The 24,169-nt window shown below is 63.2% G+C and carries 28 protein-coding genes; 10 read left to right on the forward strand and 18 right to left on the reverse strand.

Features of this window, described 5'->3' with window-relative positions:
- Nucleotides 1–13: 13 nt before the first annotated feature.
- The 6 genes from pqqE to ACTJKL_RS23520 all read right to left on the reverse strand — a co-directional run bounded on the left by pqqE (nucleotide 14) and on the right by ACTJKL_RS23520 (nucleotide 4,472).
- Nucleotides 14–1,141: a pyrroloquinoline quinone biosynthesis protein PqqE gene (gene pqqE / locus ACTJKL_RS23495; RefSeq protein ID WP_440853942.1), complete on the reverse strand. Its 1,128-nt coding sequence runs from the start codon at nucleotides 1,139–1,141 to the stop codon at nucleotides 14–16.
- Nucleotides 1,138–1,434: a pyrroloquinoline quinone biosynthesis peptide chaperone PqqD gene (gene pqqD, locus ACTJKL_RS23500; RefSeq protein ID WP_440853943.1), complete on the reverse strand. Its 297-nt coding sequence runs from the start codon at nucleotides 1,432–1,434 to the stop codon at nucleotides 1,138–1,140. The genes pqqE and pqqD overlap by 4 nt, the downstream gene beginning before the upstream one ends.
- The gene (pqqC, locus tag ACTJKL_RS23505) at nucleotides 1,431–2,201 is read right to left on the reverse strand and encodes a pyrroloquinoline-quinone synthase PqqC (protein WP_440853944.1); all 771 of its coding nucleotides are present in this window, start codon (nucleotides 2,199–2,201) and stop codon (nucleotides 1,431–1,433) included. The genes pqqD and pqqC overlap by 4 nt, the downstream gene beginning before the upstream one ends.
- Nucleotides 2,198–3,109 carry a pyrroloquinoline quinone biosynthesis protein PqqB gene (gene pqqB, locus ACTJKL_RS23510; RefSeq protein ID WP_440853945.1) on the reverse strand — a complete coding sequence of 304 codons (912 nt, stop codon included), beginning with the start codon at nucleotides 3,107–3,109 and terminating at the stop codon, nucleotides 2,198–2,200. The genes pqqC and pqqB overlap by 4 nt, the downstream gene beginning before the upstream one ends.
- 41 nt (nucleotides 3,110–3,150) lie before the next feature.
- Nucleotides 3,151–3,246 carry a pyrroloquinoline quinone precursor peptide PqqA gene (gene pqqA / locus ACTJKL_RS23515; RefSeq protein WP_003528714.1) on the reverse strand — a complete coding sequence of 32 codons (96 nt, stop codon included), beginning with the start codon at nucleotides 3,244–3,246 and terminating at the stop codon, nucleotides 3,151–3,153.
- 284 nt (nucleotides 3,247–3,530) lie between these two features.
- A complete protein-coding gene (locus tag ACTJKL_RS23520; protein WP_100672546.1) occupies nucleotides 3,531–4,472 on the reverse strand; it encodes a LysR family transcriptional regulator in 942 nt (313 codons plus the stop codon).
- 101 nt (nucleotides 4,473–4,573) lie between these two features.
- Here ACTJKL_RS23520 and ACTJKL_RS23525 point away from each other — a divergent pair, with 101 nt between their 5' ends.
- The 9 genes from ACTJKL_RS23525 to ACTJKL_RS23565 are packed head-to-tail and all read left to right on the forward strand — an operon-like array spanning nucleotide 4,574 to nucleotide 13,816.
- Complete coding sequence (locus ACTJKL_RS23525) at nucleotides 4,574–5,623, forward strand: class 1 fructose-bisphosphatase (RefSeq protein ID WP_440853946.1); 1,050 nt, start codon at nucleotides 4,574–4,576, stop codon at nucleotides 5,621–5,623.
- A gap of 10 nt (nucleotides 5,624–5,633) precedes the next feature.
- Nucleotides 5,634–6,503 carry a phosphoribulokinase gene (locus tag ACTJKL_RS23530; RefSeq protein ID WP_100672548.1) on the forward strand — a complete coding sequence of 290 codons (870 nt, stop codon included), beginning with the start codon at nucleotides 5,634–5,636 and terminating at the stop codon, nucleotides 6,501–6,503.
- Between the two features lie 10 nt (nucleotides 6,504–6,513).
- Nucleotides 6,514–8,595, forward strand: a complete 2,082-nt coding sequence (gene tkt, locus ACTJKL_RS23535; protein ID WP_440853947.1) for a transketolase — start codon at nucleotides 6,514–6,516, stop codon at nucleotides 8,593–8,595.
- Nucleotides 8,596–8,597: 2 nt separating this feature from the next.
- Nucleotides 8,598–9,677, forward strand: coding sequence for a class II fructose-bisphosphate aldolase (gene fba / locus ACTJKL_RS23540; protein WP_100672550.1), 1,080 nt, complete (start codon nucleotides 8,598–8,600; stop codon nucleotides 9,675–9,677).
- Nucleotides 9,678–9,708: 31 nt separating this feature from the next.
- Nucleotides 9,709–11,169, forward strand: a complete 1,461-nt coding sequence (locus tag ACTJKL_RS23545; RefSeq protein ID WP_010975100.1) for a form I ribulose bisphosphate carboxylase large subunit — start codon at nucleotides 9,709–9,711, stop codon at nucleotides 11,167–11,169.
- A gap of 57 nt (nucleotides 11,170–11,226) precedes the next feature.
- The gene (locus ACTJKL_RS23550; RefSeq protein WP_018098053.1) at nucleotides 11,227–11,616 is read left to right on the forward strand and encodes a ribulose bisphosphate carboxylase small subunit; all 390 of its coding nucleotides are present in this window, start codon (nucleotides 11,227–11,229) and stop codon (nucleotides 11,614–11,616) included.
- An 11-nt stretch (nucleotides 11,617–11,627) separates the two neighbouring features.
- Nucleotides 11,628–12,563, forward strand: coding sequence for a CbbX protein (gene cbbX, locus ACTJKL_RS23555; RefSeq protein ID WP_275599653.1), 936 nt, complete (start codon nucleotides 11,628–11,630; stop codon nucleotides 12,561–12,563).
- Nucleotides 12,560–13,246, forward strand: coding sequence for a ribulose-phosphate 3-epimerase (gene rpe / locus ACTJKL_RS23560; protein WP_440853948.1), 687 nt, complete (start codon nucleotides 12,560–12,562; stop codon nucleotides 13,244–13,246). Before cbbX ends, rpe begins: the two co-directional genes overlap by 4 nt.
- Before the next feature lie 3 nt (nucleotides 13,247–13,249).
- Nucleotides 13,250–13,816, forward strand: a complete 567-nt coding sequence (locus tag ACTJKL_RS23565; RefSeq protein WP_018098055.1) for a thioredoxin family protein — start codon at nucleotides 13,250–13,252, stop codon at nucleotides 13,814–13,816.
- A 391-nt stretch (nucleotides 13,817–14,207) separates the two neighbouring features.
- Here the strand turns inward: ACTJKL_RS23565 and gfa are convergent, their stop codons facing one another.
- The 9 genes from gfa to pedA1 all read right to left on the reverse strand — a co-directional run bounded on the left by gfa (nucleotide 14,208) and on the right by pedA1 (nucleotide 21,466).
- On the reverse strand, nucleotides 14,208–14,777 hold the full coding sequence (gene gfa, locus ACTJKL_RS23570) for an S-(hydroxymethyl)glutathione synthase (protein WP_015008668.1): 570 nt from the start codon (nucleotides 14,775–14,777) through the stop codon (nucleotides 14,208–14,210).
- 120 nt (nucleotides 14,778–14,897) lie between these two features.
- Nucleotides 14,898–15,689: a lanthanide ABC transporter permease protein PedC gene (gene pedC, locus ACTJKL_RS23575; protein WP_018098056.1), complete on the reverse strand. Its 792-nt coding sequence runs from the start codon at nucleotides 15,687–15,689 to the stop codon at nucleotides 14,898–14,900.
- The gene (gene pedB / locus ACTJKL_RS23580) at nucleotides 15,686–16,414 is read right to left on the reverse strand and encodes a lanthanide ABC transporter ATP-binding protein PedB/LutE (protein ID WP_100672555.1); all 729 of its coding nucleotides are present in this window, start codon (nucleotides 16,412–16,414) and stop codon (nucleotides 15,686–15,688) included. Before pedB ends, pedC begins: the two co-directional genes overlap by 4 nt.
- The gene (locus ACTJKL_RS23585) at nucleotides 16,411–17,034 is read right to left on the reverse strand and encodes an ATP-binding cassette domain-containing protein (protein ID WP_440853949.1); all 624 of its coding nucleotides are present in this window, start codon (nucleotides 17,032–17,034) and stop codon (nucleotides 16,411–16,413) included. The genes pedB and ACTJKL_RS23585 overlap by 4 nt, the downstream gene beginning before the upstream one ends.
- The gene (locus ACTJKL_RS23590) at nucleotides 17,031–17,792 is read right to left on the reverse strand and encodes an ABC transporter permease (RefSeq protein ID WP_164866750.1); all 762 of its coding nucleotides are present in this window, start codon (nucleotides 17,790–17,792) and stop codon (nucleotides 17,031–17,033) included. The genes ACTJKL_RS23585 and ACTJKL_RS23590 overlap by 4 nt, the downstream gene beginning before the upstream one ends.
- Nucleotides 17,785–18,756 carry an ABC transporter substrate-binding protein gene (locus ACTJKL_RS23595; RefSeq protein ID WP_440853950.1) on the reverse strand — a complete coding sequence of 324 codons (972 nt, stop codon included), beginning with the start codon at nucleotides 18,754–18,756 and terminating at the stop codon, nucleotides 17,785–17,787. Before ACTJKL_RS23595 ends, ACTJKL_RS23590 begins: the two co-directional genes overlap by 8 nt.
- Nucleotides 18,757–18,819: 63 nt before the next feature.
- On the reverse strand, nucleotides 18,820–19,263 hold the full coding sequence (locus ACTJKL_RS23600) for a cupredoxin domain-containing protein (protein ID WP_440853951.1): 444 nt from the start codon (nucleotides 19,261–19,263) through the stop codon (nucleotides 18,820–18,822).
- A 39-nt stretch (nucleotides 19,264–19,302) separates the two neighbouring features.
- Nucleotides 19,303–20,277: a YVTN family beta-propeller repeat protein gene (locus ACTJKL_RS23605; protein WP_338284121.1), complete on the reverse strand. Its 975-nt coding sequence runs from the start codon at nucleotides 20,275–20,277 to the stop codon at nucleotides 19,303–19,305.
- A 1-nt stretch (nucleotide 20,278) separates the two neighbouring features.
- On the reverse strand, nucleotides 20,279–21,466 hold the full coding sequence (pedA1, locus tag ACTJKL_RS23610) for a lanthanide ABC transporter ABC transporter substrate-binding protein PedA1 (RefSeq protein ID WP_440853952.1): 1,188 nt from the start codon (nucleotides 21,464–21,466) through the stop codon (nucleotides 20,279–20,281).
- 126 nt (nucleotides 21,467–21,592) lie between these two features.
- Between pedA1 and ACTJKL_RS23615 the strand changes: the two genes are divergently transcribed.
- Nucleotides 21,593–22,114 carry a DUF3280 domain-containing protein gene (locus ACTJKL_RS23615; RefSeq protein WP_379940417.1) on the forward strand — a complete coding sequence of 174 codons (522 nt, stop codon included), beginning with the start codon at nucleotides 21,593–21,595 and terminating at the stop codon, nucleotides 22,112–22,114.
- 114 nt (nucleotides 22,115–22,228) lie between these two features.
- Here the strand turns inward: ACTJKL_RS23615 and ACTJKL_RS23620 are convergent, their stop codons facing one another.
- From ACTJKL_RS23620 to ACTJKL_RS23630, 3 genes are read right to left on the reverse strand one after another with little or no spacing between them, the layout of a single operon-like run.
- Nucleotides 22,229–22,774 carry a PQQ-dependent catabolism-associated CXXCW motif protein gene (locus ACTJKL_RS23620; RefSeq protein ID WP_100672561.1) on the reverse strand — a complete coding sequence of 182 codons (546 nt, stop codon included), beginning with the start codon at nucleotides 22,772–22,774 and terminating at the stop codon, nucleotides 22,229–22,231.
- Nucleotides 22,771–23,640: a substrate-binding domain-containing protein gene (locus ACTJKL_RS23625; protein WP_440853953.1), complete on the reverse strand. Its 870-nt coding sequence runs from the start codon at nucleotides 23,638–23,640 to the stop codon at nucleotides 22,771–22,773. Before ACTJKL_RS23625 ends, ACTJKL_RS23620 begins: the two co-directional genes overlap by 4 nt.
- The gene (locus ACTJKL_RS23630; protein WP_440853954.1) at nucleotides 23,597–24,127 is read right to left on the reverse strand and encodes a c-type cytochrome, methanol metabolism-related; all 531 of its coding nucleotides are present in this window, start codon (nucleotides 24,125–24,127) and stop codon (nucleotides 23,597–23,599) included. The genes ACTJKL_RS23625 and ACTJKL_RS23630 overlap by 44 nt, the downstream gene beginning before the upstream one ends.
- Nucleotides 24,128–24,169: the final 42 nt, after the last annotated feature.

A 24,169-nucleotide genomic window follows, 5' to 3' on the forward strand; every position in this document is an offset into this window, starting at 1 on the left:
ACACATTTAACGGTCATGCCCGGCCGCGATAATTCATGGCGACGACCGACGGCGCCGAAAGCTGTTCGACTTCAAGCGTCAGGCGATCGCGAAGCGGAGACCGGATGCAAACCGGGTCCGTTGCGCTCGCGTCGCCGGCAAGCGCCATCGCCTGGCAGCGGCAGCCACCGAAATCCACCTTCTTGCGCTCGCAGCTCCGACAGAGCTCCGGCATCCAGTCCTCGCCGCGATAGGCATTGAACGCATGGCTCTCGTACCAGATGCTGGAAAGTGATTTTTCGCGCACGTTCTCGAAGGAGAGGCTCGGAATGGTTTCCGCGGCATGGCATGGAAGCACCCGCCCAGACGGCGTGACGTTCAAGCCGACGCGTCCCCAGCCGCCCATGCAGGCCTTCGGATACTTCGAATAATAATCGGCGGGCACATAATCGATCACCAATAGGCCTTGATATTTCTCGCGTGCTTCGGCGACGGTTCGCGTAGCGCGCTCGACCTGCTCGCGGGTCGGCATGAGAACCTCTTTGTTGCGCTCGGCCCAGCCGTGGAACTGCACGGTGGCGACTTCGATGCGTCGCGCTTTCAGCCGGATCGCCAGCTCGATCATCTCATCGATCTCGCCCATGTTCTGCCTATGGCAGACGGCGTTCAGCGTCAGCGGTATAGCGGCATCGGCTGCCCAGCCTGCAACCGCCATTTTCCGTTCATAGCCGCCTTTGTACCCGCCGATCCGATCGGCGCTTTCGGGAGAAACGCCCTGGATGGAAAGTTGAATATGGTCGAGCCCCACCTCGGCGAGACTGTTCATTCTCGCTTCCGTCAGTCCCACGCCCGAGGTGATCAGGTTGGTGTAAAGGCCCAGCGAACTCGCCGCCTGCGTCAATTCGACGAGGTCCCGCCGCGCGGCAGGCTCCCCGCCGGACAGGTGCAGATGCAGAACGCCGAGATCGGCGGCTTGCGCGAAGACGCCTGTCCATTCCTCGGTCGACAGTTCTTCCTTGGCTTGCGTCAGGGCGATCGGGTTGGAGCAATAGGGACAGGCGAGCGGGCAGCGATGCGTCAGTTCGGCCAGCATGGCCATCGGTGGGGGAACACGCGGGATGGCGCGCACAATATCGGCTGGTCGGGCGATGGTATCGCTCATTGGACGATCTCCAGCATGCGGCGGACCGAGAGCTCCTGGACGAAAGTCTTGACATCCTCCGCGATCTCTTCGACCGGGGCGTCGAACTTCTCGGCAAAGTCGGCGGCGATCCGGTCAAGGTTCCGTTCGCCATCGAGAGCCTGAACGATGGCGACGGCGATGTCGTCCACGGCCATGGCACGCTCCGGAGCCAGAAGCACCGTCTGGCCGCGGACCGGATCCTCATGCAGCCGGACCCCTCGTGCCAGCTTGACGACGCTCGACCCTGAAATCTCGGGCGCGTCGGCCGTCATTCCGCCGCCTCCCGTGCTCTCGGCTCGCGGATCACCCCCTCCCGGCCGTCCCAGGCACCCGGCGGAATGCGCCCCGGCGTGACATAGGCCGAATAAAGTGCATCGAGCTGGGCCCAAAGAACATCCGTCTTGAAGGTGAGAGCCTGAGCGGCAGCGTCCTGCTTTTCCCGCGTGTCGGCATGGTCGAGGACATAGGCGAGGCCGAACTCGACATCCCGGGGCGCCTCCGCCAGCCTCTGGCGGAAGTAGGCGAGCGCCGCGTCATCGGCGAAGGCGTAGTGCTCCAGCAGCCCGGTAATGCGCTCCGAGTGGATCTTCGGCGCAAAAAGCTCCGTCAGCGAGGAGGCCACCGCCTCGAGGAGCGGCTTCTCACGCACGAAGGAAACGTAGGCGTCCACGGCAAACCGGGTCGACGGCAGAACGCCCCTTGCCGAGCCGACATAGGCTGGATCGAGTCCGACGGCCTCGGCCAGACGCAGCCAGCGCCGGATGCCGCCGCCCTCTTCGATGCCGCCGTCGTGATCTTCGATGCGGGAGCGCCAGGCCCGGCGCATATCCGGGTCGTCGCAACGCGACAGAAAGGCCGCATCCTTCATGGGGATGCGGCTCTGGTAATAATAGCGGTTGATCACCCAGGCGCGGACCTGCGTCGTCGTGCAACCGCCGCTATGGAGCATCGCATGAAACGGATGCTTGTCATGATAGCGCTCCTTGCCGATCTCCAGCAGGCGGGCATGGAAAGCTTGTCTGTCAGTTGCCGTCGTCACAGCCGGACCTCCATGCCGTCATAGCCGATCTCGAAACCGCGGGCATCGACGCGCTCGCGCTCGGTGCCGGCCCGCCAGATCGGGTTGGTGTTGTTGATATGGACATAGATCTTTCTGCCGATGTTCAAGAGATCGAGCGCCTCGAGACTGCCGCCCTCCCCGTCGATCGGCATGTGGCCCATGCGACGGCCTGTCTTGCGGCCGGTCCCGGTCAGGATCATCTCGTCATCGGAATAGAGCGTGCCGTCGAAGAAGACGGCATCGGCATCGCGCAGGCGCGCGGCGAGGCTGTCCGTCATCACGGCGCAGCCCGGAACATAATAGACCCGCCTGTCGCCGGCCTTCAGTTCGACACCGACCGTGTGCTCGCCCTCGATGCCCAGATCGGGCTCGCCGTCCTCGAGAAAGAGCGGCACCTTGCCCGGAACGGCGAAGAGCCGTGCATCGAGGCCCGACAGCGGAGAGAACGCCTCATCGATTTCAATGGTTTCTCTTGAAACCAGTTCCGGGTCGAGGACCTGGAAGACCGGATTGTCGGCGACGATCCGGCCGACCGCGCCGGTCGAAAACAGGGTGAATGCCTGCTTCTCCCGCAAGACGAGAAGTCCTGCCAGATGGTCGATGTCGCCATTCGTCAACACCACGCTCTCGATGGGGCTGTGACGAAGGCGGCGCGGCTGAAGCGGCCTATTGTTTTGAACCTGCTGGCGGATGTCGGGGGAGGCGTTGAAGACGGCCCAGCTCTCACCGTCGAGACTCACCGCGAGCGACGACTGCGTTTGCGGTCTGAGGCCGGAGGCCGGATCGCGCGCCATCGCGCAGTTGCGACAGCCGCAATTCCATTGCGGGAGACCGCCGCCGGCGGCGGCCCCCAAGACGATGATGCGAAGATCGGACGTTTTATTCACCGGGATACCTGATGCCTTACCGATCCTCGTCAAGCTGGCCTTCAGAAGAGGATCGGTTCATCCCCGTCCGCAGGAGCATAGCGGGTGATTTCCATAGCGCAGCTGACTTCGATGAATTTCGGTTTATGCCAGGCCATACTTCCTCCATTCGCCCGTGGGGTCGTTGTGCTCGCTCCCGTTCCGGCAGGCGCCCTTGCGGTCGGGGCGGGCATGAAACCAAGCAGGACCTATAGCAGTCGCTGCCCGGGTCAAGGGCCGGAACGGCAGTCCGCTGCTCCGGCAGAGCCCGGCGGCGCCGTAGCCGGGCTTTTAGGCATCGTAAAGTCTCCTCTTGTGGCGCATGGTAGCAAGCGATGTGGTGCCCCACAATTACGACCTAGGTGTCGGTCGCCGCCGCCTTCCGCCCACATGAAGCTCACCTCTAGCCGAATGCGTTGGCTGGATAAGGCTTGCTGACCACAGGCAGATAGCGCGCTCCGGACGCCAGCACGAATCGCTCGAAAGCCTGCATGGCCGGGGTGGCGGCACGGTCCAGGCGCGACACGGTAAACCACTGCCGGCGGATCGGCGTGTCGACCACGTCGAGGATCACGAGCCTGCCGAGCTTTACCTCCTGTTCTATCGTATGGGCCGAGATGAAGGCGATTCCGAGACCGGCGATTACGGCCTGCTTGATCGTCTCGTTCGAGGCGATCTCGGTGCCGAGCTCCTCGAGCTCGTGCGGCGTGTCGCTCAGGAAGATCTCGAGGGAGATACGCGTTCCCGATCCTTTTTCGCGCACCAGGAACTGTTCCTGGGCGATCCGCTCCCGTGAAATCTCCAGCACGCCCGCGAGCGGGTGACCGGCGGGGGCGATGAAGACCAGTGGATGATCGCCGAACACCTGCGCCCGCACCTCGAAATCGCGCGGCGGCCGCCCCATCAGAGCGATGTCGATCTCGTGGTCCCGCAGCTTCGCGATGATCTCGGCCCGGTTGCCGATGAAGAGATTTATCTCCACGGCAGGAACCTGATCGCGAAAGGCGGCAATCAGCTGCGGCGCGAAATATTTCCCGGTCGACACGACTCCGAGGCGCAACCGTCCGGTTCTGAGCCCCTTGATGGCATCTATCGAGTCCTCGAGGGCAATGAGGCTGTCCTCGATCGCCCGCGCCGCTTCGAGAAAGGCAAGGCCGTAAGCCGTCGGCACCATGCCGCCGCGCGTGCGGTCGAAGAGCGCAATGCCCGCATCCCGTTCCAGATGCTGGATCTGCAGGGTGAGCGCCGGTCCGGTCAGTCCCAAGGCTTCGGCTGCGAGGTTGATCTTCCCCAACCGGCAAACGGCTTCGACGGTGCGGAGCTGGCGAAAGGTCACGTTGCGCATGGATCAAAGTAAGTAAATTTAACTCATGAAGTCAAATGAATAAATTTTACAAACTCCCCTTTTACGCCATCCTTCCCTCGACAGCGTGCGGAGGAGACATCATGTCAGGCGCAACTCTCGAAGCATACCTCGCTTCATGCACGGCCCGCGGCGACGACCTTACGCGGGACGTGGCCGCCGTGATCCAGAGGCTGGCTAAGGCCGCTCTCGACATCCGCAAGCTCGTCGGCCAGGGAGCGCTCGGCACCGCTTTCAACGGCACCCACGGCAGCAGCAACACGGATGGCGATCTGCAGAAGGACCTCGACATCCTGTGCGACGACCAGTTCCTGTCGTCGCTGCAAGGCGCCCCCGTTGCATGCTACGCCTCGGAAGAACTGGAAAATCCCGTTCTGCTCGACCCGGCTGCGCGCCTCGCGGTTGCCATCGACCCGCTCGACGGCTCTTCGAACATCGATAACAACGTTTCCATCGGCACGATCTTCTCGGTGCTTCCCGCCGCCAAGGGGCCGGACGTGGACCCCTCCCAGTCCTTCCTGCAACCTGGAAACCGGCAACTGGCGGCGGGCTTCTTCATCTACGGGCCGCAGACCGCTCTGGTGCTGTCGCTCGGCAAGGGGACGGAGATCTTCGTCTTCTCCAGCAGGCTCGGATGTTTCGTCGAGGCCTGCAAGTCGGCCAGCATCCCGGAGCGCGCGCACGAATTTGCCATCAACATGTCGAACTACCGGCACTGGGAAGAAGCCATCCGGCTCTATGTCGACGACTGCCTGGCAGGCTCTGAGGGGCCGCGCGAGCGGGATTTCAACATGCGCTGGATCGCCTCGCTCGTCGCGGAAACCTATCGCATCCTCATCCGCGGCGGGATCTTTCTCTATCCCGCCGACGGCCGGAAGGGATATAGCCAGGGCCGGCTGCGGCTGGTCTACGAGGCGAACCCCATCGCCTTCATCATCGAGAATGCCGGCGGCGCGGCCACCACGTCCATCGACCGCATTCTCGATCTCGTTCCGGAAAATCTGCACCAGCGCGTGCCTCTGGTTTTCGGCTCGCGCCGCGAGGTGGCGCGCATCACCCGCTATCACGTCGACCCGCACATGATTGGCGAACGCGCTCCGCTCTTCGGCAAGCGCGGTCTGTTCCGGGCCTGAGGAGAAAAATATGTCGGCCAAATACCCCATCATCTCCATCACAGGTTCGTCCGGCGCCGGCACCACGACCGTCAAGGACACTTTCGAGAAGATATTCAAGCGCGAGAACATCTCGGCGTCCTTCATCGAAGGCGATGCCTTTCATCGCTTCGACCGGGAAACCATGCGCAGCAAGATCGCGGAGGAGAAAGCCCGAGGCGTCGACTTCACGCATTTCTCCGCCGAGGCGAACGAACTGGAGATCCTCGAAAGCGTCTTTGCCGAATACGGCCGGCGCGGGGTCGGGCGCACCCGTCACTACGTGCACGACGAGGCCGAGGCCGCGAAATTCGGCTCGGACCCAGGCACGTTCACCGACTGGGAAGAATTCCGCGACAGCGATCTTCTCTTCTACGAGGGGCTGCATGGCTGCGCCGTCACCGACACGGTCAATCTCGCCCAGCATTGCGACCTGAAGATCGGTGTCGTGCCCGTCATCAATCTCGAATGGATCCAGAAGATTCATCGCGACAAGGCGACCCGCGGCTACTCCACCGAGGCCGTGACCGACACCATCCTGCGGCGCATGCCCGACTATGTGAACTATATCTGCCCGCAGTTCTCCCTGACGGACATCAATTTCCAGCGCGTGCCGATCGTCGATACGTCCAATCCCTTCATCGCCCGCTGGATACCGACGCCGGCCGAATCCATCCTGGTCATCCGCTTCGCCAAGCCGCAAAGCATCGATTTCCCCTACCTGCTGTCGATGCTGCACAACAGCTACATGTCGCGCGCCAATTCTATCGTGGTGCCGGGCGACAAGCTCGATCTCGCCATGCAGCTGATCTTCACCCCGCTCATTCACAAGCTGCTCGAGCGCAAGCACCGCATGTCGTGAGGAGGACATCATGAATGTTTCGCAGCAGATCGGACCCCGCGCCGCCTCGGAGCGCAGCATGGCCGATGCCATCCGGTTTCTTTCCATGGACGCCGTCGAGAAGGCCAACTCCGGCCACCCCGGCATGCCGATGGGCATGGCCGACGCGGTGACGGTCCTCTTCAACCGCTTCATCAGGATCGATCCGTCACGCCCCGACTGGCCGGACCGCGACCGATTCGTGCTTTCGGCCGGCCATGGCTCGATGCTGCTCTATTCGCTCCATCACCTCATCGGCTTCGCCGATATGCCGATGGCCGAGCTTTCATCCTTCCGCCAGCTCGGCTCGAAAACGGCCGGCCACCCCGAATACGGCCATGCCCTCGGTATCGAGACCACCACCGGACCGCTGGGCCAGGGGATCTCGACCGCTGTCGGCATGGCGATCGCCGAACAGATGATGGCCGCCCGCTTCGGCAGTGCGCTCTGCAACCACTTCACCTACGTGGTCGCCGGAGACGGCTGTCTGCAGGAGGGGATCAGCCACGAGGCGATCGACCTTGCCGGACATTTGAAATTGCGCAAGCTCATCGTGCTGTGGGACGACAACCGGATATCGATCGACGGCTCCACCGATCTCTCCACCTCGATGAACCAGCTTGCGCGTTTCCGCGCCGCCGGCTGGGATGCGCAAGCCGTCGACGGCCACGACCCCGGCGCGGTGGCAAAAGCGATCGAGCGGGCGCGCCGGACCCGAAAGCCGTCGCTGATCGCCTGCCGCACCCGCATCGGCAAGGGTGCCGCCAGCATGGAGGGCTCGCACAAGACCCACGGCGCGGCGCTCGGCGAAAAGGAGATCGCTGCCACACGCGAAAACCTCGCCTGGCCGCATCCGCCCTTCTTCGTTCCATCTGAGATCAAGGCTGCCTGGGAAAAGGTGGCGGCGCGGGGCCGCTCGGCCCGCGAGGCCTGGGAAATCCGCCTCGACTCTTCGCGCTCGAAAAAGCGCTACGAGCAGACCATAGGGCGGCAGCTCGACGGCGAGGTCGGCGATCTGCTTGCAAGATTCCGGGACGCGCATCGTACAAGGGCTACGAAGGTCGCGACGCGTCAGGCCTCGCAGATGGCTCTGGAAGTCATCAACGGCGCCACCGCGTTGACGATCGGCGGCTCGGCGGACCTGACCGGCTCCAACCTGACGCTGACCTCGCAGACCCAGCCCATTTCGTCGGGCAATTTCAAGGGCCGCTACCTGCATTACGGCATCCGCGAGCACGGCATGGCGGCCGCCATGAACGGCATCGCGCTCCATGGCGGCTTCATCCCCTATGGGGGCACTTTCCTGGTCTTTTCCGACTATGCTCGCGGTGCGATGCGCCTTTCGGCCCTGATGGGCCTGCCCGTCATCTATGTGCTGACGCATGATTCCATCGGGCTCGGCGAAGACGGACCGACGCACCAGCCGGTCGAGCATCTGGCCATGCTGCGCGCCACGCCCAACCTCAATGTCTTCCGGCCGGCCGACATCATCGAGACGGCAGAATGCTGGGAGATCGCGCTTGGCGAGAAGAACACGCCGAGCGTCCTCGCCCTTTCGCGGCAGGCCCTGCCGATGCTGCGCCGGACGGACGGGAACGAGAACCTGTCGGCGCTCGGGGCCTATGTCCTGAGGGAAGCGCGCGGCGACCGGGACGTCACGCTTCTTGCCACGGGATCCGAAGTCGAGATCGCCGTAGCCGCAGCGGAGCGCCTGCAGGCCGAAGAAGGCATAGCAGCGGCGGTGGTCTCCATGCCGTGCTGGGAGAAGTTCGAGGCTCAGGACTCGGCCTATCACAGGCAGGTCCTCGGAGATGCACCGCGCATCGCCATCGAGGCGGCGGGCCGCCTCGGCTGGGACCGTTGGATGGGCCCCGACAGTGCCTTCGTCGGCATGACGGGCTTTGGTGCCTCGGCACCGGCCGGAGACCTCTACCGCCATTTCGGCATCACCGCCGACCATGTCGTCGCTGAAGCCCTGGAGCTTCTCCGCCGGGCTTACCCGGAAACGCCGCCAGCAGGTGCCCGGACCGGCAATCCGATCGCCCACATCGTCAGATCATCCGAGGAGGCATGACAATGGCCCGCATCACGCTTCGCCAATTGCTCGATCACGCCGCCGAACGCAGCTATGGCGTGCCGGCATTCAACATCAACAACATGGAGCAGGGGCTTGCGATCATGGAGGCGGCGCGCGCCTGCGACGCTCCCGTGATCCTCCAGGTCTCCCGTGGTGCCCGCTCCTACGCGAACGACGTCATGCTCGCCAAGATGATGGAAGCTTTGGAAGAGATGTATCCGGACATTCCGCTCTGCATCCACCAGGATCACGGCAACAATGTCGCGACGTGCCTCACGGCGATCCAGCACGGCTTCACCTCGGTGATGATGGACGGCTCGCTGAAGGAGGATGCCAAGACCCCTGCCGATTACGACTATAACGTCTCGATCACGGCAGAGGTGAGCCGCCTCGCGCACATGGTCGGCGCCTCGGTCGAAGGCGAACTCGGCTGTCTCGGTTCGCTCGAGACCGGCCATGGCGAGGCCGAGGACGGCCACGGCTTCGAAGGCGCGCTCGACCGTTCGCAACTGCTTACCGATCCGGACGAAGCCGCCCGCTTCGTCGCCGAGACCGGCGTCGATGCGCTGGCCGTCGCCATCGGCACCTCGCACGGGGCCTATAAGTTTACCCGCAAGCCGACCGGCGAAGTCCTCGCTATGGACGTGATCGAGAAGATTCATGAGCGGCTGCCGAACACCCATATCGTCATGCACGGCTCCTCCTCCGTACCGCAGGAATGGCAGGACGTTTTCAACGCCCATGGCGGCCAGATGCGCGAGACCTACGGCGTCCCCGTCGAGGAGATCGTCCGAGGCATCCGCTTCGGCGTGCGCAAGGTCAATATCGACACCGACCTGCGCCTTGCCGCAGCCGCTGCCTTTCGCCGGGTCGCCGACACGAGCCGCACCGAATTCGATCCCCGCAAATTCCTGAAAGCGGCCATGGAAGCCATGTCGTCGGTCTGCAAGGCGCGTTTCGAGGCCTTCGGTACCGCCGGAAACGCATCCCGCATCAAGGTCGTGCCGATGTCGGAGATGGCCCGCCGCTACGCAAGCGGCTCCCTGAAACCCCAGCCTGAGCGGTCGGAAGCCGCCTGATCGCATCCATTCAGAGGAAAGGACCCCAACCATGAACGCCGACGCAAAGACAGAGATCAAGGGCCGCGAACGTTACAAGGCCGGCGTGCTGAAATACGCCCAGATGGGCTATTGGAACGGAGACTACGAGCCGAAGGACACCGATCTGATCGCGCTCTTCCGCATCACGCCGCAGGACGGCGTCGATCCGATCGAAGCGGCCGCCGCCGTCGCCGGCGAAAGCTCGACGGCCACATGGACAGTCGTCTGGACCGATCGCCTGACGGCCTGCGATCAATACCGCGCCAAGGCCTACCGGGTCGATCCGGTGCCGGGAACGCCGGGGCAGTATTTCTGCTATGTCGCCTACGACCTCATCCTCTTCGAGGAGGGGTCTATCGCGAACCTGACCGCATCGATCATCGGCAACGTCTTCTCGTTCAAGCCGCTGAAGGCGGCAAGGCTCGAGGATATGCGCCTGCCCGTCGCCTATGTGAAGACCTTCAGGGGCCCGCCGACCGGCATCGTCGTGGAGCGCGAACGGCTCGACAAGTTCGGCAAGCCGCTGCTGGGTGCCACGACCAAACCGAAGCTCGGCCTGTCGGGCAAGAACTATGGCCGCGTCGTCTATGAGGGTCTGAAGGGCGGCCTCGACTTCATGAAGGACGACGAGAACATCAATTCGCAGCCCTTCATGCATTGGCGCGACCGGTATCTCTACTGCATGGAGGCCGTCAACCACGCTTCCGCGGTCACCGGCGAGGTAAAGGGGCACTATCTCAACATCACTGCCGGCACGATGGAGGAAATGTACCGCCGAGCCGAATTCGCCAAGGAGCTCGGCTCGGTCATCGTCATGGTCGATCTCATCGTCGGCTGGACTGCGATCCAGTCCATATCGGAATGGTGCCGGCAGAACGACATGATCCTGCACATGCACCGGGCCGGTCACGGCACCTATACGCGGCAGAAGAACCACGGCATCTCCTTCCGCGTGATCGCCAAATGGCTGCGGCTCGCCGGCGTCGACCACCTGCATGCGGGCACGGCCGTCGGCAAGCTCGAGGGCGACCCGCCGACGGTGCAGGGCTATTACAATGTCTGCCGCGAAATGAAGAACGAGGTCGACCTTCCGCGCGGTCTGTTCTTCGAGCAGGACTGGGCGGACCTCAAGAAGGTCATGCCGGTCGCCTCGGGCGGCATCCATGCCGGCCAGATGCACCAGCTGCTCGATCTTTTCGGCGACGATGTCGTACTGCAATTCGGCGGCGGCACGATCGGTCATCCGATGGGCATCCAGGCAGGGGCCACCGCCAATCGCGTCGCCCTGGAAGCCATGGTGCTTGCCCGCAACGAGGGGCGCGACATCGCCCACGAAGGTCCCGAGATTCTGCGGGCGGCGGCGAAGTGGTGCAAGCCGCTGGAAGCGGCCCTCGATATCTGGGGCAATATCAGCTTCAACTACACCCCGACCGATACGTCGGATTTCGTGCCGAGCGTAACCGCGGCCTGACAGACACCAGGGCCTGACAGACCCGAACTGACGGACAAGAAGAGAAGGAGAGACGACATGCGTATCACCCAGGGATGCTTCTCGTTCCTGCCGGACCTGACCGATGAGCAGATCACGGCACAGGTGGAATATTGCCTCGGAAAGGCTTGGGCTATCGGCGTCGAATATACCGACGACCCGCACCCCAGAAACACCTATTGGGAAATGTGGGGCAATCCGATGTTCGACCTCAAGGACGCCAAAGGCGTGATGATGGAGCTCGAGGATTGCCGCAAGGCCCACCCGCAGGACTATATCCGTCTCAACGCTTTCGATTCCAGCCGCGGCCTCGAGACGGTGACGATGTCGTTCATCGTCAACCGCCCCGAAAACGAGCCGAGCCTCAGAATGACCCGGACGGAGAGCAACGGCCGCAGCCAGCATTATATGTGGGAAACGCAGCGATAGGAGGAGCGACAATGCTGATGCCGGATGCTCCATCGAACACCGAAAGCCTGCCGACTTCGGTCGACCTCGCTGAGGAATACCAAGCCTCCGGCGTCGCCGAGATCCTTGACGAACTGGACCGGGAACTCGTGGGCTTGAAACCCGTGAAGCAGCGTATCCGCGAGACGGCGGCGCTGCTTCTCGTCGAGCGGGCGCGCCGTGCAATGGGCCTCAGCCATGAGCCGCCGTCGCTGCATATGAGCTTCACCGGCAATCCCGGCACCGGCAAGACCACGGTGGCGCTGCGCATGGCCAACCTGCTGCACAGGCTCGGCTATATCCGCAAGGGCCATCTGGTCTCGGTGACGCGCGACGACCTGGTCGGGCAATATATCGGCCACACCGCACCCAAGACCAAGGAGATCCTGAAGAAGGCAATGGGGGGCGTGCTTTTCATTGACGAGGCCTATTACCTCTACCGTCCCGACAACGAACGCGATTACGGCCAGGAGGCAATCGAGATCCTGCTGCAGGTGATGGAGAACAATCGCGACGACCTGGTCGTGATCCTCGCCGGCTACGCCGACCGCATGGACCGGTTTTTCGAGAGCAATCCCGGCTTCCGATCCCGGATCGCCCATCACATAGACTTCCCCGACTATGATAACGGGGAGCTTCTATCGATCGCCGAGAGCATGCTCAGCCGGCAGGGGTACCGCTTCGACAGCAAGGCGTCTGCGGTGATGAGCGACTACATCGCGCGCCGCCGGCGACAGCCGCATTTCGCCAATGCGCGCTCCATCCGCAACGCGCTCGACCGGGCCCGGCTGCGGCAGGCGAACCGCCTTTTCGAGGAAAGCGCCGGACCGGTCGATGCCGAACAGCTGTCGACCATCACTGCTCGTGACATCGCCGCGAGCCGGGTGTTCACCACAGTCGAACCCAGTCACACGGAGACATCGCCATGAATGAGAAGACCATCATAGCGCCTTCGGTTCTGTCGGCCGATTTCTCACGGCTCGGCGAAGAGGTCGAGGCTGTGTGCCGGGCCGGTGCGGACTGGATCCATCTCGACGTGATGGACGGCCATTTCGTGCCCAACATCACCTTCGGCCCCCCGGTCATCAAGGCGCTGCGGGACCGCACGGACAAGGTGTTCGACTGCCATCTGATGATCGCACCGCCCACGCCCTATCTCGGCGCTTTCGCCTGTGCCGGCTGCGACATCATCACCGTGCATGCGGAGGCGACGACGCATCTCGATCGCTCGCTGCAGGCCATCCGCGACGTAGGCTGCAAGGCGGGCGTATCGCTCAATCCCTCGACGCCGGAGAGCGTCATCGAATATGTGCTGGACCGGCTGGACCTCGTCCTCTTGATGACGGTCAATCCGGGCTTCGGCGGCCAGGACTTCATTCCGGCCGTGGTCGACAAGGTGCGGCGGGTGAAGGCGATGATCGGCGGCCGTCCGATCCACATAGAGATCGACGGCGGCGTGACGCCGGAGACCGCACCGCTGGTTGCCGCCGCCGGGGCCGATGTGCTGGTTGCCGGTTCGGCGGTATTCAAAGGCGGCAGCGAGGAGAGCTACGCCAGGAACATCGCGGCCATCCGCGCCGCCTCCGATGGTGCCATCAGGAAGGCAGCGTGAGCCATGGCCGCTACACCACCCCTTTGTGATTTCGGCTGGCCAGCGATCGACGCCACGCTTCCCGGCGTCGATGGCTTCACCCGCACCATATTCGGCCAGGCCGGCCCGAAAGGGCTCGTCGTTGCCTTCATATGCAATCACTGCCCCTATGTGAAAGCGGTCATCGGCCGGATCGTCCGGGACGCCATCGACCTCAGGGCTCACGGGATCGGCTTCGTGGCTGTTAACTCCAACGACGCCGGCAATTATCCGCAGGACTCGTTCGAAAACATGAAGCGCTTCGCTTCGCAAAACGCCCTGCCCTTTCCCTACCTCCACGACGAGGACCAATCCGTCGCCAAAGCCTACCGCGCCGTCTGCACGCCCGACTTCTTCGGCTTCAACAAGGACATGAAGCTGCAATATCGCGGGCGGCTGGACGCATCGCGCAAGGAGATCGGCCCCGCCGATCTGCGACGCGATCTCTACGAGGCCATGGTCATGGTCGCGCTGTTCGGCAAGGGCCCGGCCGAGCAGCAGCCTTCCATAGGGTGTACCATCAAATGGAAGATTTCGGCTTTTCAGGTTTGATGGAACCACCCACCATCGCGCCACGCGCCTTCTGACATGCCCCGAAGCACGGACAGCCAACCAAAGGCTTGCCGCTCGTCTTCACTGACCGCACGAACCCTGGCAAGGAACTGCATCGGTCCCTCCTTTCACCTCATCCTGTGCTCGTCACGGAGATCCAGCAGCGCCGCGTCTGCGGCGCGGAAGAGCCTTTCCAGTCCAATGACTTGGCTGGCTGGATTCCTGTGACAAGCACAGGAATGAGGGACCGGGGATGTGCGGTTCCTCAAATGCGAACGCGGAAACGCCTCAGCCCCCGCCCGTCGAAATGCCTCTGCAATAAGAGGCGACGGGCGGGGTCCGAGGGAGGAGACGGTCGGCTGGTGGAGCGGAGTCCCCAATGTTCAACAGGTCAGGCCGGCAGGGCGCCGGTCTGTTTGGCGATATGCGTGGCGATCGCGTCCATCAGCGGCGGAGACAGACAATCATAGGGCTGCAGGCCGAGTTCGGTCAGCCTTGCGCGTATCTCCGGCATGCTCTCCGGGTTCACACCGCTTTCGATGATCGAAGAAACGAAGGCCGCGAATTCGGGCGGCGACCAGCCCGTTTCGTCGCTGAGTTCGGTATGGACGAAATCGAGGCCGTAGAAGGGATGCTTGGTGTTTTCGATCCGGCCATACATGTGTGTGCCGCAATCGCGGCAGGCGTAACGCTGGATCGTCGCGCTCGGATCGACGACCTGCAGTTTCTCCGCACCCGAGGTGACGTTCACGTTGTCGCGGCCGACGACGGCGATCTGGGCGAAGATCGCACCCTCGGGCTTCCAGCATTTGGTGCAGCCGCAAGCATGGTTGTGCGCCGTCTGCGAGCCGATCCGCACGGTCACCGGATTTGTGGCGCATTTGCATTTCAGCGTACCGCCGGCAAAGCCCGGACTGGCAGGCGGAAAGCCGTTGTCGATGGACGGATGTAGCTTGAGCATTGGTTCCTCCTCGGCTTTGAACGTCCTTCGTTCACAAGCAGGATCAGTTGAAATGCGGCTCGCGGCAATATAGCGGAAAGTGTCGGTTTTCGGCGCCGAACACCCCAGCAAAGGCGGGGCTCAGCCTTTCGACCGGAGCATGGCGCGGGCCGGATTATAGCCCCAAAGGGCAGCGAGCATGAACAGGACGAAGCACGCGCCGACCCAGGCGAGAGCCGTCAGGTTGAGTTCGCCGTAAAGCGCGAAGCGTATCAGTTCGACCGCGTAGGTGAACGGATTGAGGGCGCAGATGTCGCGCAGCAGCGGCGAACTTTCGGCCATCTTCCAGAGCGGATAAAGTGCCGACGAAAGGAAGAACATCGGAAAGATCACGAAGTTCATGACGCCGGCAAAGTTCTCGAGTTGCCGGACGGTCGAGGATATCAGCAGACCGAAGGCGCCGAGCATCAATCCGCTGATGAGGAGGGCGGGCAGCACCGCGACATAGCCGACGGGCGGCACGGTGATGCCGGTCAGCGCAGCGATGGCCAGGAACACCGCCACCTGCAGGATGGAGACGATCACACCGGCGAGAAGCTTCGAGAACAGCAGCCACCAGCGCGGCAGGGGCGAGGTCAGCAGGAGGCGCATGGATCCCATCTCCTGGTCATAGACCAGCGCCAGCGACGATTGCATGCCGTTGAAGAGCTGGATCATGCCGCAGAGCCCCGGAAGGATATAGACCTCATAGGTGATATAGGTCTGGTAGGGCGGGATGATCGACACGCCGAGCGCCGCGCGGAAGCCGGCGGCAAAGACGATCAGCCAGACGAGCGGGCGGACGAGTGCCGCCAGAAACCGCCCGCGCTGGCGGACGAAGCGCAGGTTTTCGCGGGTGACGATTGCGCAAAGCGCGACCAGCCATGCCTTCATGCCGAAACCTCCCGGTTCTCGGCCGTCATCGACAGGAACGCCTTGGCGAGCCCCTGCCCGCCCGCAAGTTCCGCGGCGGTGCCGTCGCTCAGCACCTTGCCGCGATGCAGAACGACGACCTGATCCTCCGGCCGGATCTCGTCGACCAGATGCGTCGCCCAGAGAACCGCAAGGCCGCTCGCGGCAAGCAGATGCACATGATCGGTGATCGCCTGCCGGGAGGCAGCGTCCAGTCCGACGGTCGGCTCGTCGAGCAGCAATATCTGCGGCTTGTGGATCAAGGCCCGCGCGATCTCCATGCGCCGCCGGTGACCGCCGTTGAGCGCACGCACCTGCTCGTCGGCCCGCTCGGCCATGCCGAGCTGTGTCAGCGCCGCTTCGATCGCCACAGCGGCCTGCCGCCCCGACAAACCATGAAGCCCGGCGAAATAGCGCAGGTTTCGGCGCACCGACATGTCGAGATCGAGCGTGGGCTGCTGGAACACCACCCCGATGCGCGCGAGCGCCGCACGCGGCTCGCGCGCAATGTCGAAGCCGGCCACGCCGATCGTGCCGGCCCTTGTCGCGAGCAGCCGCGTCAGAAGAGCGAACAGCGTCGATTTGCCGGCGCCGTTCGGCCCGAGCAGCGCGCAGAACCGACCGGTCGTGACGGAGAAGCTGACATCGTCCAGCGCCCGTGATTTTCCGTAGCTGTAGCTGACATGGCTAATGTCGAGCCCGATCATGATGCCCTTCCCGGCGCCGCCGCAAACTCTTCTATAATCGTCGCCGGTTTCCCGGCAAGGCGGAGGCAGCGCCGGGCAAGCCGCCGCGCCTCGGCTTCCGAATGGGTCACGAGAATGACGGCAGGTGCGGTTTCCGCGATCAGCGCCTCGGTCAGGGCCAGCATGTCCTCGGCCATCGCAGGATCGAGCGACACATAGGGCTCGTCCAGGACGAGAAGCTCCGGCCGACCGGCAAAGGCCCGCGCCAGCGCCAGCCGCCGCTGCTGGCCGAGCGACAGCTGGCCGGGAAAGAGCGCGGCCCTGTCGGCGATGCCGGTCCGCTCCAGCGCTGAGAGTGCAGCTTGCATCCCGAGTTGCGGATGCACCAATGTCAGGTTCTCGATGACGCTTCTCCACGGCAGAAGAACAGGCTCCTGAAAAACCATGGCAATGTTTTCCGGCCGGGTGATCTCGCCGTCGAAAGCGGTGTCAATGCCGGCGACGAGCCGAAGCAGCGTCGATTTGCCGATGCCCGACGGACCGAGGATGGCGACCGTCTCGCCGATCTCCATCTCGAAGCGGATATTGCGCAGGACCTCCTCTTCGCCGAATGCCTTTCGTCTGACATCGATCCTGATCACGCCGTCCTCCAGCGCCGCACCCGGCGTTCGGCCGGCTGCAGGAAGAAAGCCTCCACCAGCAGCATCACGCCGATGAAGGAAAGCGCATAGACCAGCACCATGGCAACGTTGAAAAGCTGGAAATAGAAATGGATCTGGAACCCTATCCCGCTGGAGCGGCCGAGAAACTCGACCACCAGCACGATCTTCCATATCACCGCAATGCCGGATCGGGCGGCAGCGGCAATGAAAGGCGCAAGCTGCGGCATGATCACGTGTCGCAGCCGCGCCAGCGGACGCATGCGGTAAACCGCCGCCATGGAGTCGAGATCCGGGTCAAGCGCCCGCGCGCCCTCGCGCAGAAGCGTTGCGACATTCGGGATCTTGTTGAGCACCACCGCGGTGATGGCGGCCGTCTCGTTGAGACCGATCCAGATGTAGCACAACACGATGAGCACCAGTGCCGGCAGATTGAGAAACACGACAAGCCATGGGTCGAGCCATCGATCGACCGCGGCAACGCGCCCCATCAGAAAGCCGATCGCCACACCGATCACCATGGCCGGCACGAATGCGCAGATCACGCGCCAGAGCGTCATGCCCAGGTGGTAGGGCAAGGCGCCGGAACTGACCGCTTGCACGAAGGGCGCCCAAAGCGTCCAGGGCTGGGGCAGGACCGACGCGTCGTCCGTGAAGCCGGCGGCCGCTATCCACAAGAGCAACAGCAGCCCCAGCGACAATGCGCGCACCAAGGCAGGATGTTGCAGCGTTCTATTCAAGGTGCAGGAACAATCCACTGGGCAGGCTTGTCGCCTTGCCGACGAGCTCTTCTCCACCAAGTTCCGCCATCAGCCGCAGAAAACGGTCGGCGGCCGCCTCGTCGATCGGCTTGCCGCTTGGAATGCCGGCGCGATAGCCGTCGCGTAGCGCAATGAATTCAGCTTCGTCGGCCGCATTCATCTTGTCCCGCAATTCCTCCCACACCTCATCGTTCTCGCGCAGCAGATCCTTGGCTGCGCGCGAGGCCTTGTAAAGCCCCTTCACGATTTCCGGATGCGTCGCGGCATATTCGCCCTTCAACACGTAGCCGAGGAGCGGCGTATCGGGATCGAGCTTGAGCGCCGCCGCCGCATCCGAGACGGAGACCAGTTCATGCATGCCCTTGGCCCGCATCTTCGCGAGGAAGTGCCAGAAATTGATGGTACCCGCCGTCTCGCCGGAAAGCGCCGACTTGAAGATCAATGGCGGAGCGCCGAACACCTGCTCGGTTTCGGCAGCGAGATCCATGCCATGCTGCTGCTTGGCATAGGCGCGCAGGATCAGCCAGCTCTTGTCGAGCGGACCTCCGGCAATGCCGATCTTCTCGCCGGCAAGGTCCGGCAGCGCCTTGATGCCGCTTTCATCCTTGACCATCAGGCCGCCGACCGCGCGCGAATAGGGGATGAAGACATAATCCTTGCCGGAGGCACGCTGGTTGGCCACCCAGATCCAGTCGGCCACCATCGTGTCGGCCTCGCCGCCCTCGAAGGCGACGCGCGTCGCGCCGTTGTCCGCATAGTCCTGCACGGCCAGTTCGAAGCCGTTCTTGCGGTCGAATTCGTGGGTCTTGATGGTCGAGATTTCCCAGTTGACGGTTCCCGATGCCAGCATGGCCGCCCGCAATTGCGGCAACTCGTCGGCCGAGGCCGCAGCCGGTCCGAATGCGAACAGGCAAGCGGCCATGAACAGTCGAATAACTTTCATCTCTTCCTCCCCGGAACCGCCGCCTTCGGGCACCCTGTCCCGCGGACTTTCTCGGGCACCGTTTCACTGTATGGAAATCGATACTTTCTGGCTGTCGCCGGAGGATTCCGGAATCTTCACTTCGTAGCTGCCCGGCTTGACGGCGATGAAAGACAGCGTTGCAGTCCCGGCCTCGTCGAATTCCAGGCTGTCGATCGCCATTGGGCGCACCTCGATGCCGTTGACGACGATCTCGTTCATCCAGATCGCACGGAAGAACGGCGCACCGGTGATCGCCAGCTCCGCCGATCCGTCCGCCGTGATCTGCATTTCGTAGTATGCGCCCGACTGGAGCGTAATGGCACCCTTGCCGAGCGGCTTTCCGGACGAAAGCGTGATCTCGATCGGCTCTCCCCGATTGCATTTGGCCAGCAGCCCGGCAAAGCCGAGGTCGCTGCAAAGCGGCGCGGCAACGGCCGGACTCGCCAGAAAGAGCGCGGCGAGCGCCGCAACAACCGATTTATGCACGATGAATCCTCCCCATTGGTATTTGCCCATTGCTCCGCTTCAATCCGGCGCGACTACGACGCCCCAGGGCTGCTCGCCCACCTGAACCGAGCGGATCACCTTTTCCGCCTTCACGTCGATTATGCTGATGTCATTGGAATTTCCATTGGTGGTGATCAGGAATTCCTCGCCCGGCGTGAATGCCATCTGCCAGACCCGCTGCCCGACGAGCAGATAGTCGAGCACTTCGTCCGTCGCTCCGTCGATCACTGCAACCCGGTTTGCGGGTCCAAGCGCCACAAAGATGCGCGAGCCGTCCTTGGTGGCCTTGACGCCGACCGGCTGCAGCCATTCCGGCAGGACGCCCGGGACTTCGAACGTGATCTTCTTGGTGATTTTCGGCTCGGCCGCCGACACGTCGATCACCGAAACTGTACCCCCGATCTCTGCGCTGACGTAGAGCTTCTTGCCGTCTGCCGTGAACTCCGCATAACGCGGCCTCTGATCCACCAGCACGTTGTGCACGATCTTGTAGGTCGAGGCGTCGATGAAATGCGCCATATTGGTGGTTTCGGACGTATTGATGATCGTCTTGGCATCCGGGCTGACCGCGACGCCTTCCGGCTCGACCCCGACCGGCACCTCAGCCAGTACCTGGTGCGTCTTGACATCCACGACGGTCACGAGATTGTCGTCCTCATTGGCGATGTAGAGCGGATTGCCGGAAGGATCGAGGGCGAAAAGTTCCGGATCCGGACCCGACGGCAGCGTGTGCAGTTCCCTATAGGTCTCGGGATCGAAGACCCTGACGGTGTCGTCATCCGACGCGCAGACGTAAAGTTCCTTGCCGTCCGGACTGATGGTGATGCCGCGCGGCCTGTTTCCGGCCGGGAACGTGGCGATCACTTCCCAGCTTTCACTGTCGAGCACGGTTATGTTGTTACCGCGCTCGTTGCTCACGAAGACCTTGTTGGCCTCGGCCGAACCGGCAGACAGCAAAACGGCGGACACAATCGCCAGTGCGGGTCTAAGCATCTTATCCTCCAAATGCGTGACAGGCTGTCTCGGGCGCATCGATGCCCAGCGTGTCGAGCGGCGAATGCTGGTGCAGGTAGCCGTCCTGCGGCGATACGGAAACGGTCACCCGGCCCTCGGTCAAAAGCACCGGCTGCCGCAACTGCCCGTTCCAGGTGCGGAAGGTCAATTTCTGGCCCTTGAACGCAGCCAGTTCAAAATCCTTGGAAAGGGCGTAGGCCCGCACGCTCCCCGGGTCGGCCTTGCCGGACCGCGTCACCGCCTCTCCGATCACGCGCATTGCAAGCCATGCCTGGTAATCTTCCTCGCGCATGTAGCGGCCGGTGAGTTTTTCGAAGCGGCGCTGGAACTGGGTCGCACCCCAGGCCTCGTGGGCGGGATGCCAGGAGACCGGACGCAGGCCCGCAGAGCCCGCGACCGGCCTCGGATCCCAGCTGTGATAGGGCAGATAGGGCGCGAAAACGCCAGCCTCGTCGGCCGCGACGATCACGTCATATTCCTCGGCCTCCTGGGTGAAGACGGGAATCTGCTTTTGCACCAAGACATGACCGGTATCCGTGCGCCGGCTGCCGCCGGTGTCGACGAACTCCCGCTCCTCGACGATCTCAGCACCGAACTTGGCGGCCGATTTGCGGTAGCTGTCGGCAAGCAGCTTGTCTTCGGGATGCGAGCCGTGGATCAGCAGGATACGCGGCCATTTCTTCCACATGAGAAACTGAACGATGCTGTCGCTGAGCATCGAACGGCTCGGCGAGACGTGCAGCACATTGGCCCGGCAATCGGCATCGCGCAGCCCGTCGTCGCGAGCGCCCGCATTGAAAAGCAGCACGTCCGGCCCGGATTTGTCGGAGAGCGCCTTCAGTACGTCGCCTTCTGCGATCACCGCGATGAGGCCGATGCCTTCCGCCTTCAGCCCATCGAGCGCCGCCTCCGCCTCTTCCGGCGCAACCGCCTGCGTTTTCACGGTGTAGTCCATGCCGGTGAAGGCGCCGGTGGTCCGGTTGTCCTCGTTGCCAAGCATGGCGCCGGCAAAGCCAAGATCGGCGGGCGGCGCATCGAGCCGCGAGATCGGCGGACCGACGACACGATCGATCCGCAGCACAGCCGTCTTCACCTCCGCCGCCTGCACGGGAGACGTAACCAACACCGTCACCCAGAAAACGACAAGCAAAAGCGATGGGTTAGGCATTGCCGGAACGACCTCCCAATCTCCCTGACACTCCCTCGGAGATGGAGACTAACAGCGCAGTAGGTGTGGCAAAACCGATACTTAAGGAGCGTAGTTTAGCGACATGCGTGTGCTAGGCTGGATGTCATGCGGCACATCCTGACAGTCGTTGTCTCGATCCTTGTTCTGGCCCTGTCGCCGGCGCTCGCTCGTGCTGCGCTGGACAAGCCGCTGGCGCCGGGCGCCAAGGTCGCATTCCTCGGCATGACATTCATCGATCTGTCGACGGAGGGGGCCTATAACGGAGTGCGCGCCGACGAGACCGCGCGGCTCGAGCTCATGGAAAACGCGGCGCGCGACCGCTTCGTTCAGGAAGGCTTCGTCATTCTCACGAACGAGCCAGTGGCAGCCGAACTCGCCAGCACGGTCAATCCGGCCGACTGCAACGGCTGCGACCTGAGTATGGGCAAGCGGCTTGGCGCCGACTATGTGCTGGTCGGCGAAGTGCGTAAGATCTCCAACCTTATCCTATCGGTGGAGCTCGTACTGCGCGACGTGGACTCCGGCGAGATGCTGCGCGGCCTTGCCGTCGACATCCGCTCGAACACCGATGACAGCTGGCTGCGCGGCATCCGCTACATCCTGAAAAACCACTTCTTCAAATCCTGAAGGATGCCCGATTAAGGCCTTTTGAGATTCGGGATACCCACCGCCTGTTTGAGCGCTCGTCACAGGGATGACGCGAAGAGGAGAGATTGCAGTCCTCCGATACGTTCCCTCGTTTCACCGGCCGCCGGGCTCCGGCTCGATGCGCTCCGTGGGGTAGCCAGCCGCCGTCCAGCCATCCGTGCCCTGCGGATACCAGAAGACGTGGGTGTAGCCGTATTCGAGGGCGCGCTTTCCGGCATTCCAGGACATCCAGCAGCCGTCGAGGCAAAAGAACAGCACCGGCCGGCTTTTGTCGCCACCGGTCGCCTTTTCCAGGCCGGCGCGAAAATAGGCGTGCATGACGTCGGCCAGCCGGCCATAGCCGACATTCGGCAGCCATAAGGCAGATGGAATGGACAGCCGCGGCTTCTCGTTCCAGACCGTTCCCTCGGGCAGGTTGGCGGGCTTCGGCGGCTGCGGCAGGACGTCGATGAAGGCCACCTGACCGGTTTTCCACAATGCATGGGCGGCTTCGGTCGACACGACGGTCGCGCCGGAAAGCGTCGCCGGCACCTCGGCGCGGTATTCACTCTCCCGGTAACCCGCAGGCTCCTCGGCCGCCGCCGCCGGGAAGGCGGCAAACAAGAGCAGGACCAGCGAATGGAGCCACTGGCGGGTCATTGCTGCGCCTCGAGCGGGCCGGTTCCCATGTCGTTCAGGAGCGGCACGCCGGCCTCGGCGAGGATCGCGTTGATCTCGGACTGATTGCGACGAATGAGGGAATTGAGCTTGCGCTCCCAAACCTTCTCGCCTTGCCGCACGCCCATGGTGATGCGGTAGAAGAGCCTTGGCGGGGTGGTCTCCGACAGGAGCGGGGTCGCCTTCAGCTTCGGGTGGCTTGCCTTGACGAGCGGCCCGCCGATCGGCCCCCAGAGGATGGCTGCGTCGAGGGCGCCGGATTCTAGGTCGGCGAGCATGTCGTCGGCCGGATCCTCATAGCGCCGGTCGACCATCAGATGATATCCCTTCGCCTTGGGCAGCAGTCCATTTCTCGCCATATGGGTCGCCGGCGGCGTTCCCGCGACGATGCCGATCCGCTTGTCCTTGAGAAGAGGGTCGGCAAGCGTCGTGACGCCGCTCAGCGGACCTTCCGAGGCAACGATCAGCACATAGGACGAGGTATAATAATGGTTGGTGTTCAGGACCAGCTCGTCGCCCTGGGCGAAACCGATGACCACATCGCAGGCATTGGCCTGCAGGGTCTTGCGCACGAAGCCGGTCGCCATCGGAAACCAGGTGTATTCCACCGGCAGCCCGAGCTTGGATGCCATCAGTTCGGCGATCCTGTTCTCGTATCCCTTACCCGACCGATCGGACATCGGCAGATTGGCCGGATCGGCACAGACCCGAAAAGCCGTCGTCGACACCAGGTCCGATGTCTGCGCTACCGCCGGCTGAGAGCCGGCGGCCGCCAGCAACAGAGCGCCGGCGCCTGCCAGAAGGCTACTCGTGACCGAGACAAGCCGTTTCAGCTTCCTTGATCGCATCGGATTTCGCTTCCTTCTTGGCCGGACGTCCGCGCGGCAGCGCATCGGCTCCGCGCGCTTTCAGATAGACGTAGATGTCGTCGAGATAACACATCACGTTGACGTTCTCGCCGAAGGCAGGCATCACCGAGTTCTCGGCAGCGTTCACCTTCTTGCGCCCGTTCGTGACGACATCGACGAAAGCGTAGTAGTCCATGTTTATCGCGGAGGTCTTCAAGGCCGGCGCATAGCTCGACCCCTCGCCCTCCGGGCCATGACAGACGTGACATTCCGAGTGATAGCGGCGAAAGCCCGAATAGGTGAGCCAGTCGACCGTGCCGTCCTCGGCGATCTTGAAAGTGGGAACGTCGTCGGCGGTGTAGTAGCGCCCGTTTTCGTCGCGCACAGCGGTGATGTTGTCCTTTGGCGCATCTTCTGCGCCTGCGGCGCTCGCCATAAGCGTCAAAAAGGCGAGGATCATCGGTACGGCTGGTCTTGATCTGGTCATCTTGCGTCCTTTTGGGGCTGATATGAGTTGGCGCGGGCTTGT

It is taken from the genome of Sinorhizobium sp. 22678, assembly GCF_052044265.1.
GTDB lineage: Bacteria > Pseudomonadota > Alphaproteobacteria > Rhizobiales > Rhizobiaceae > Sinorhizobium > Sinorhizobium meliloti_A.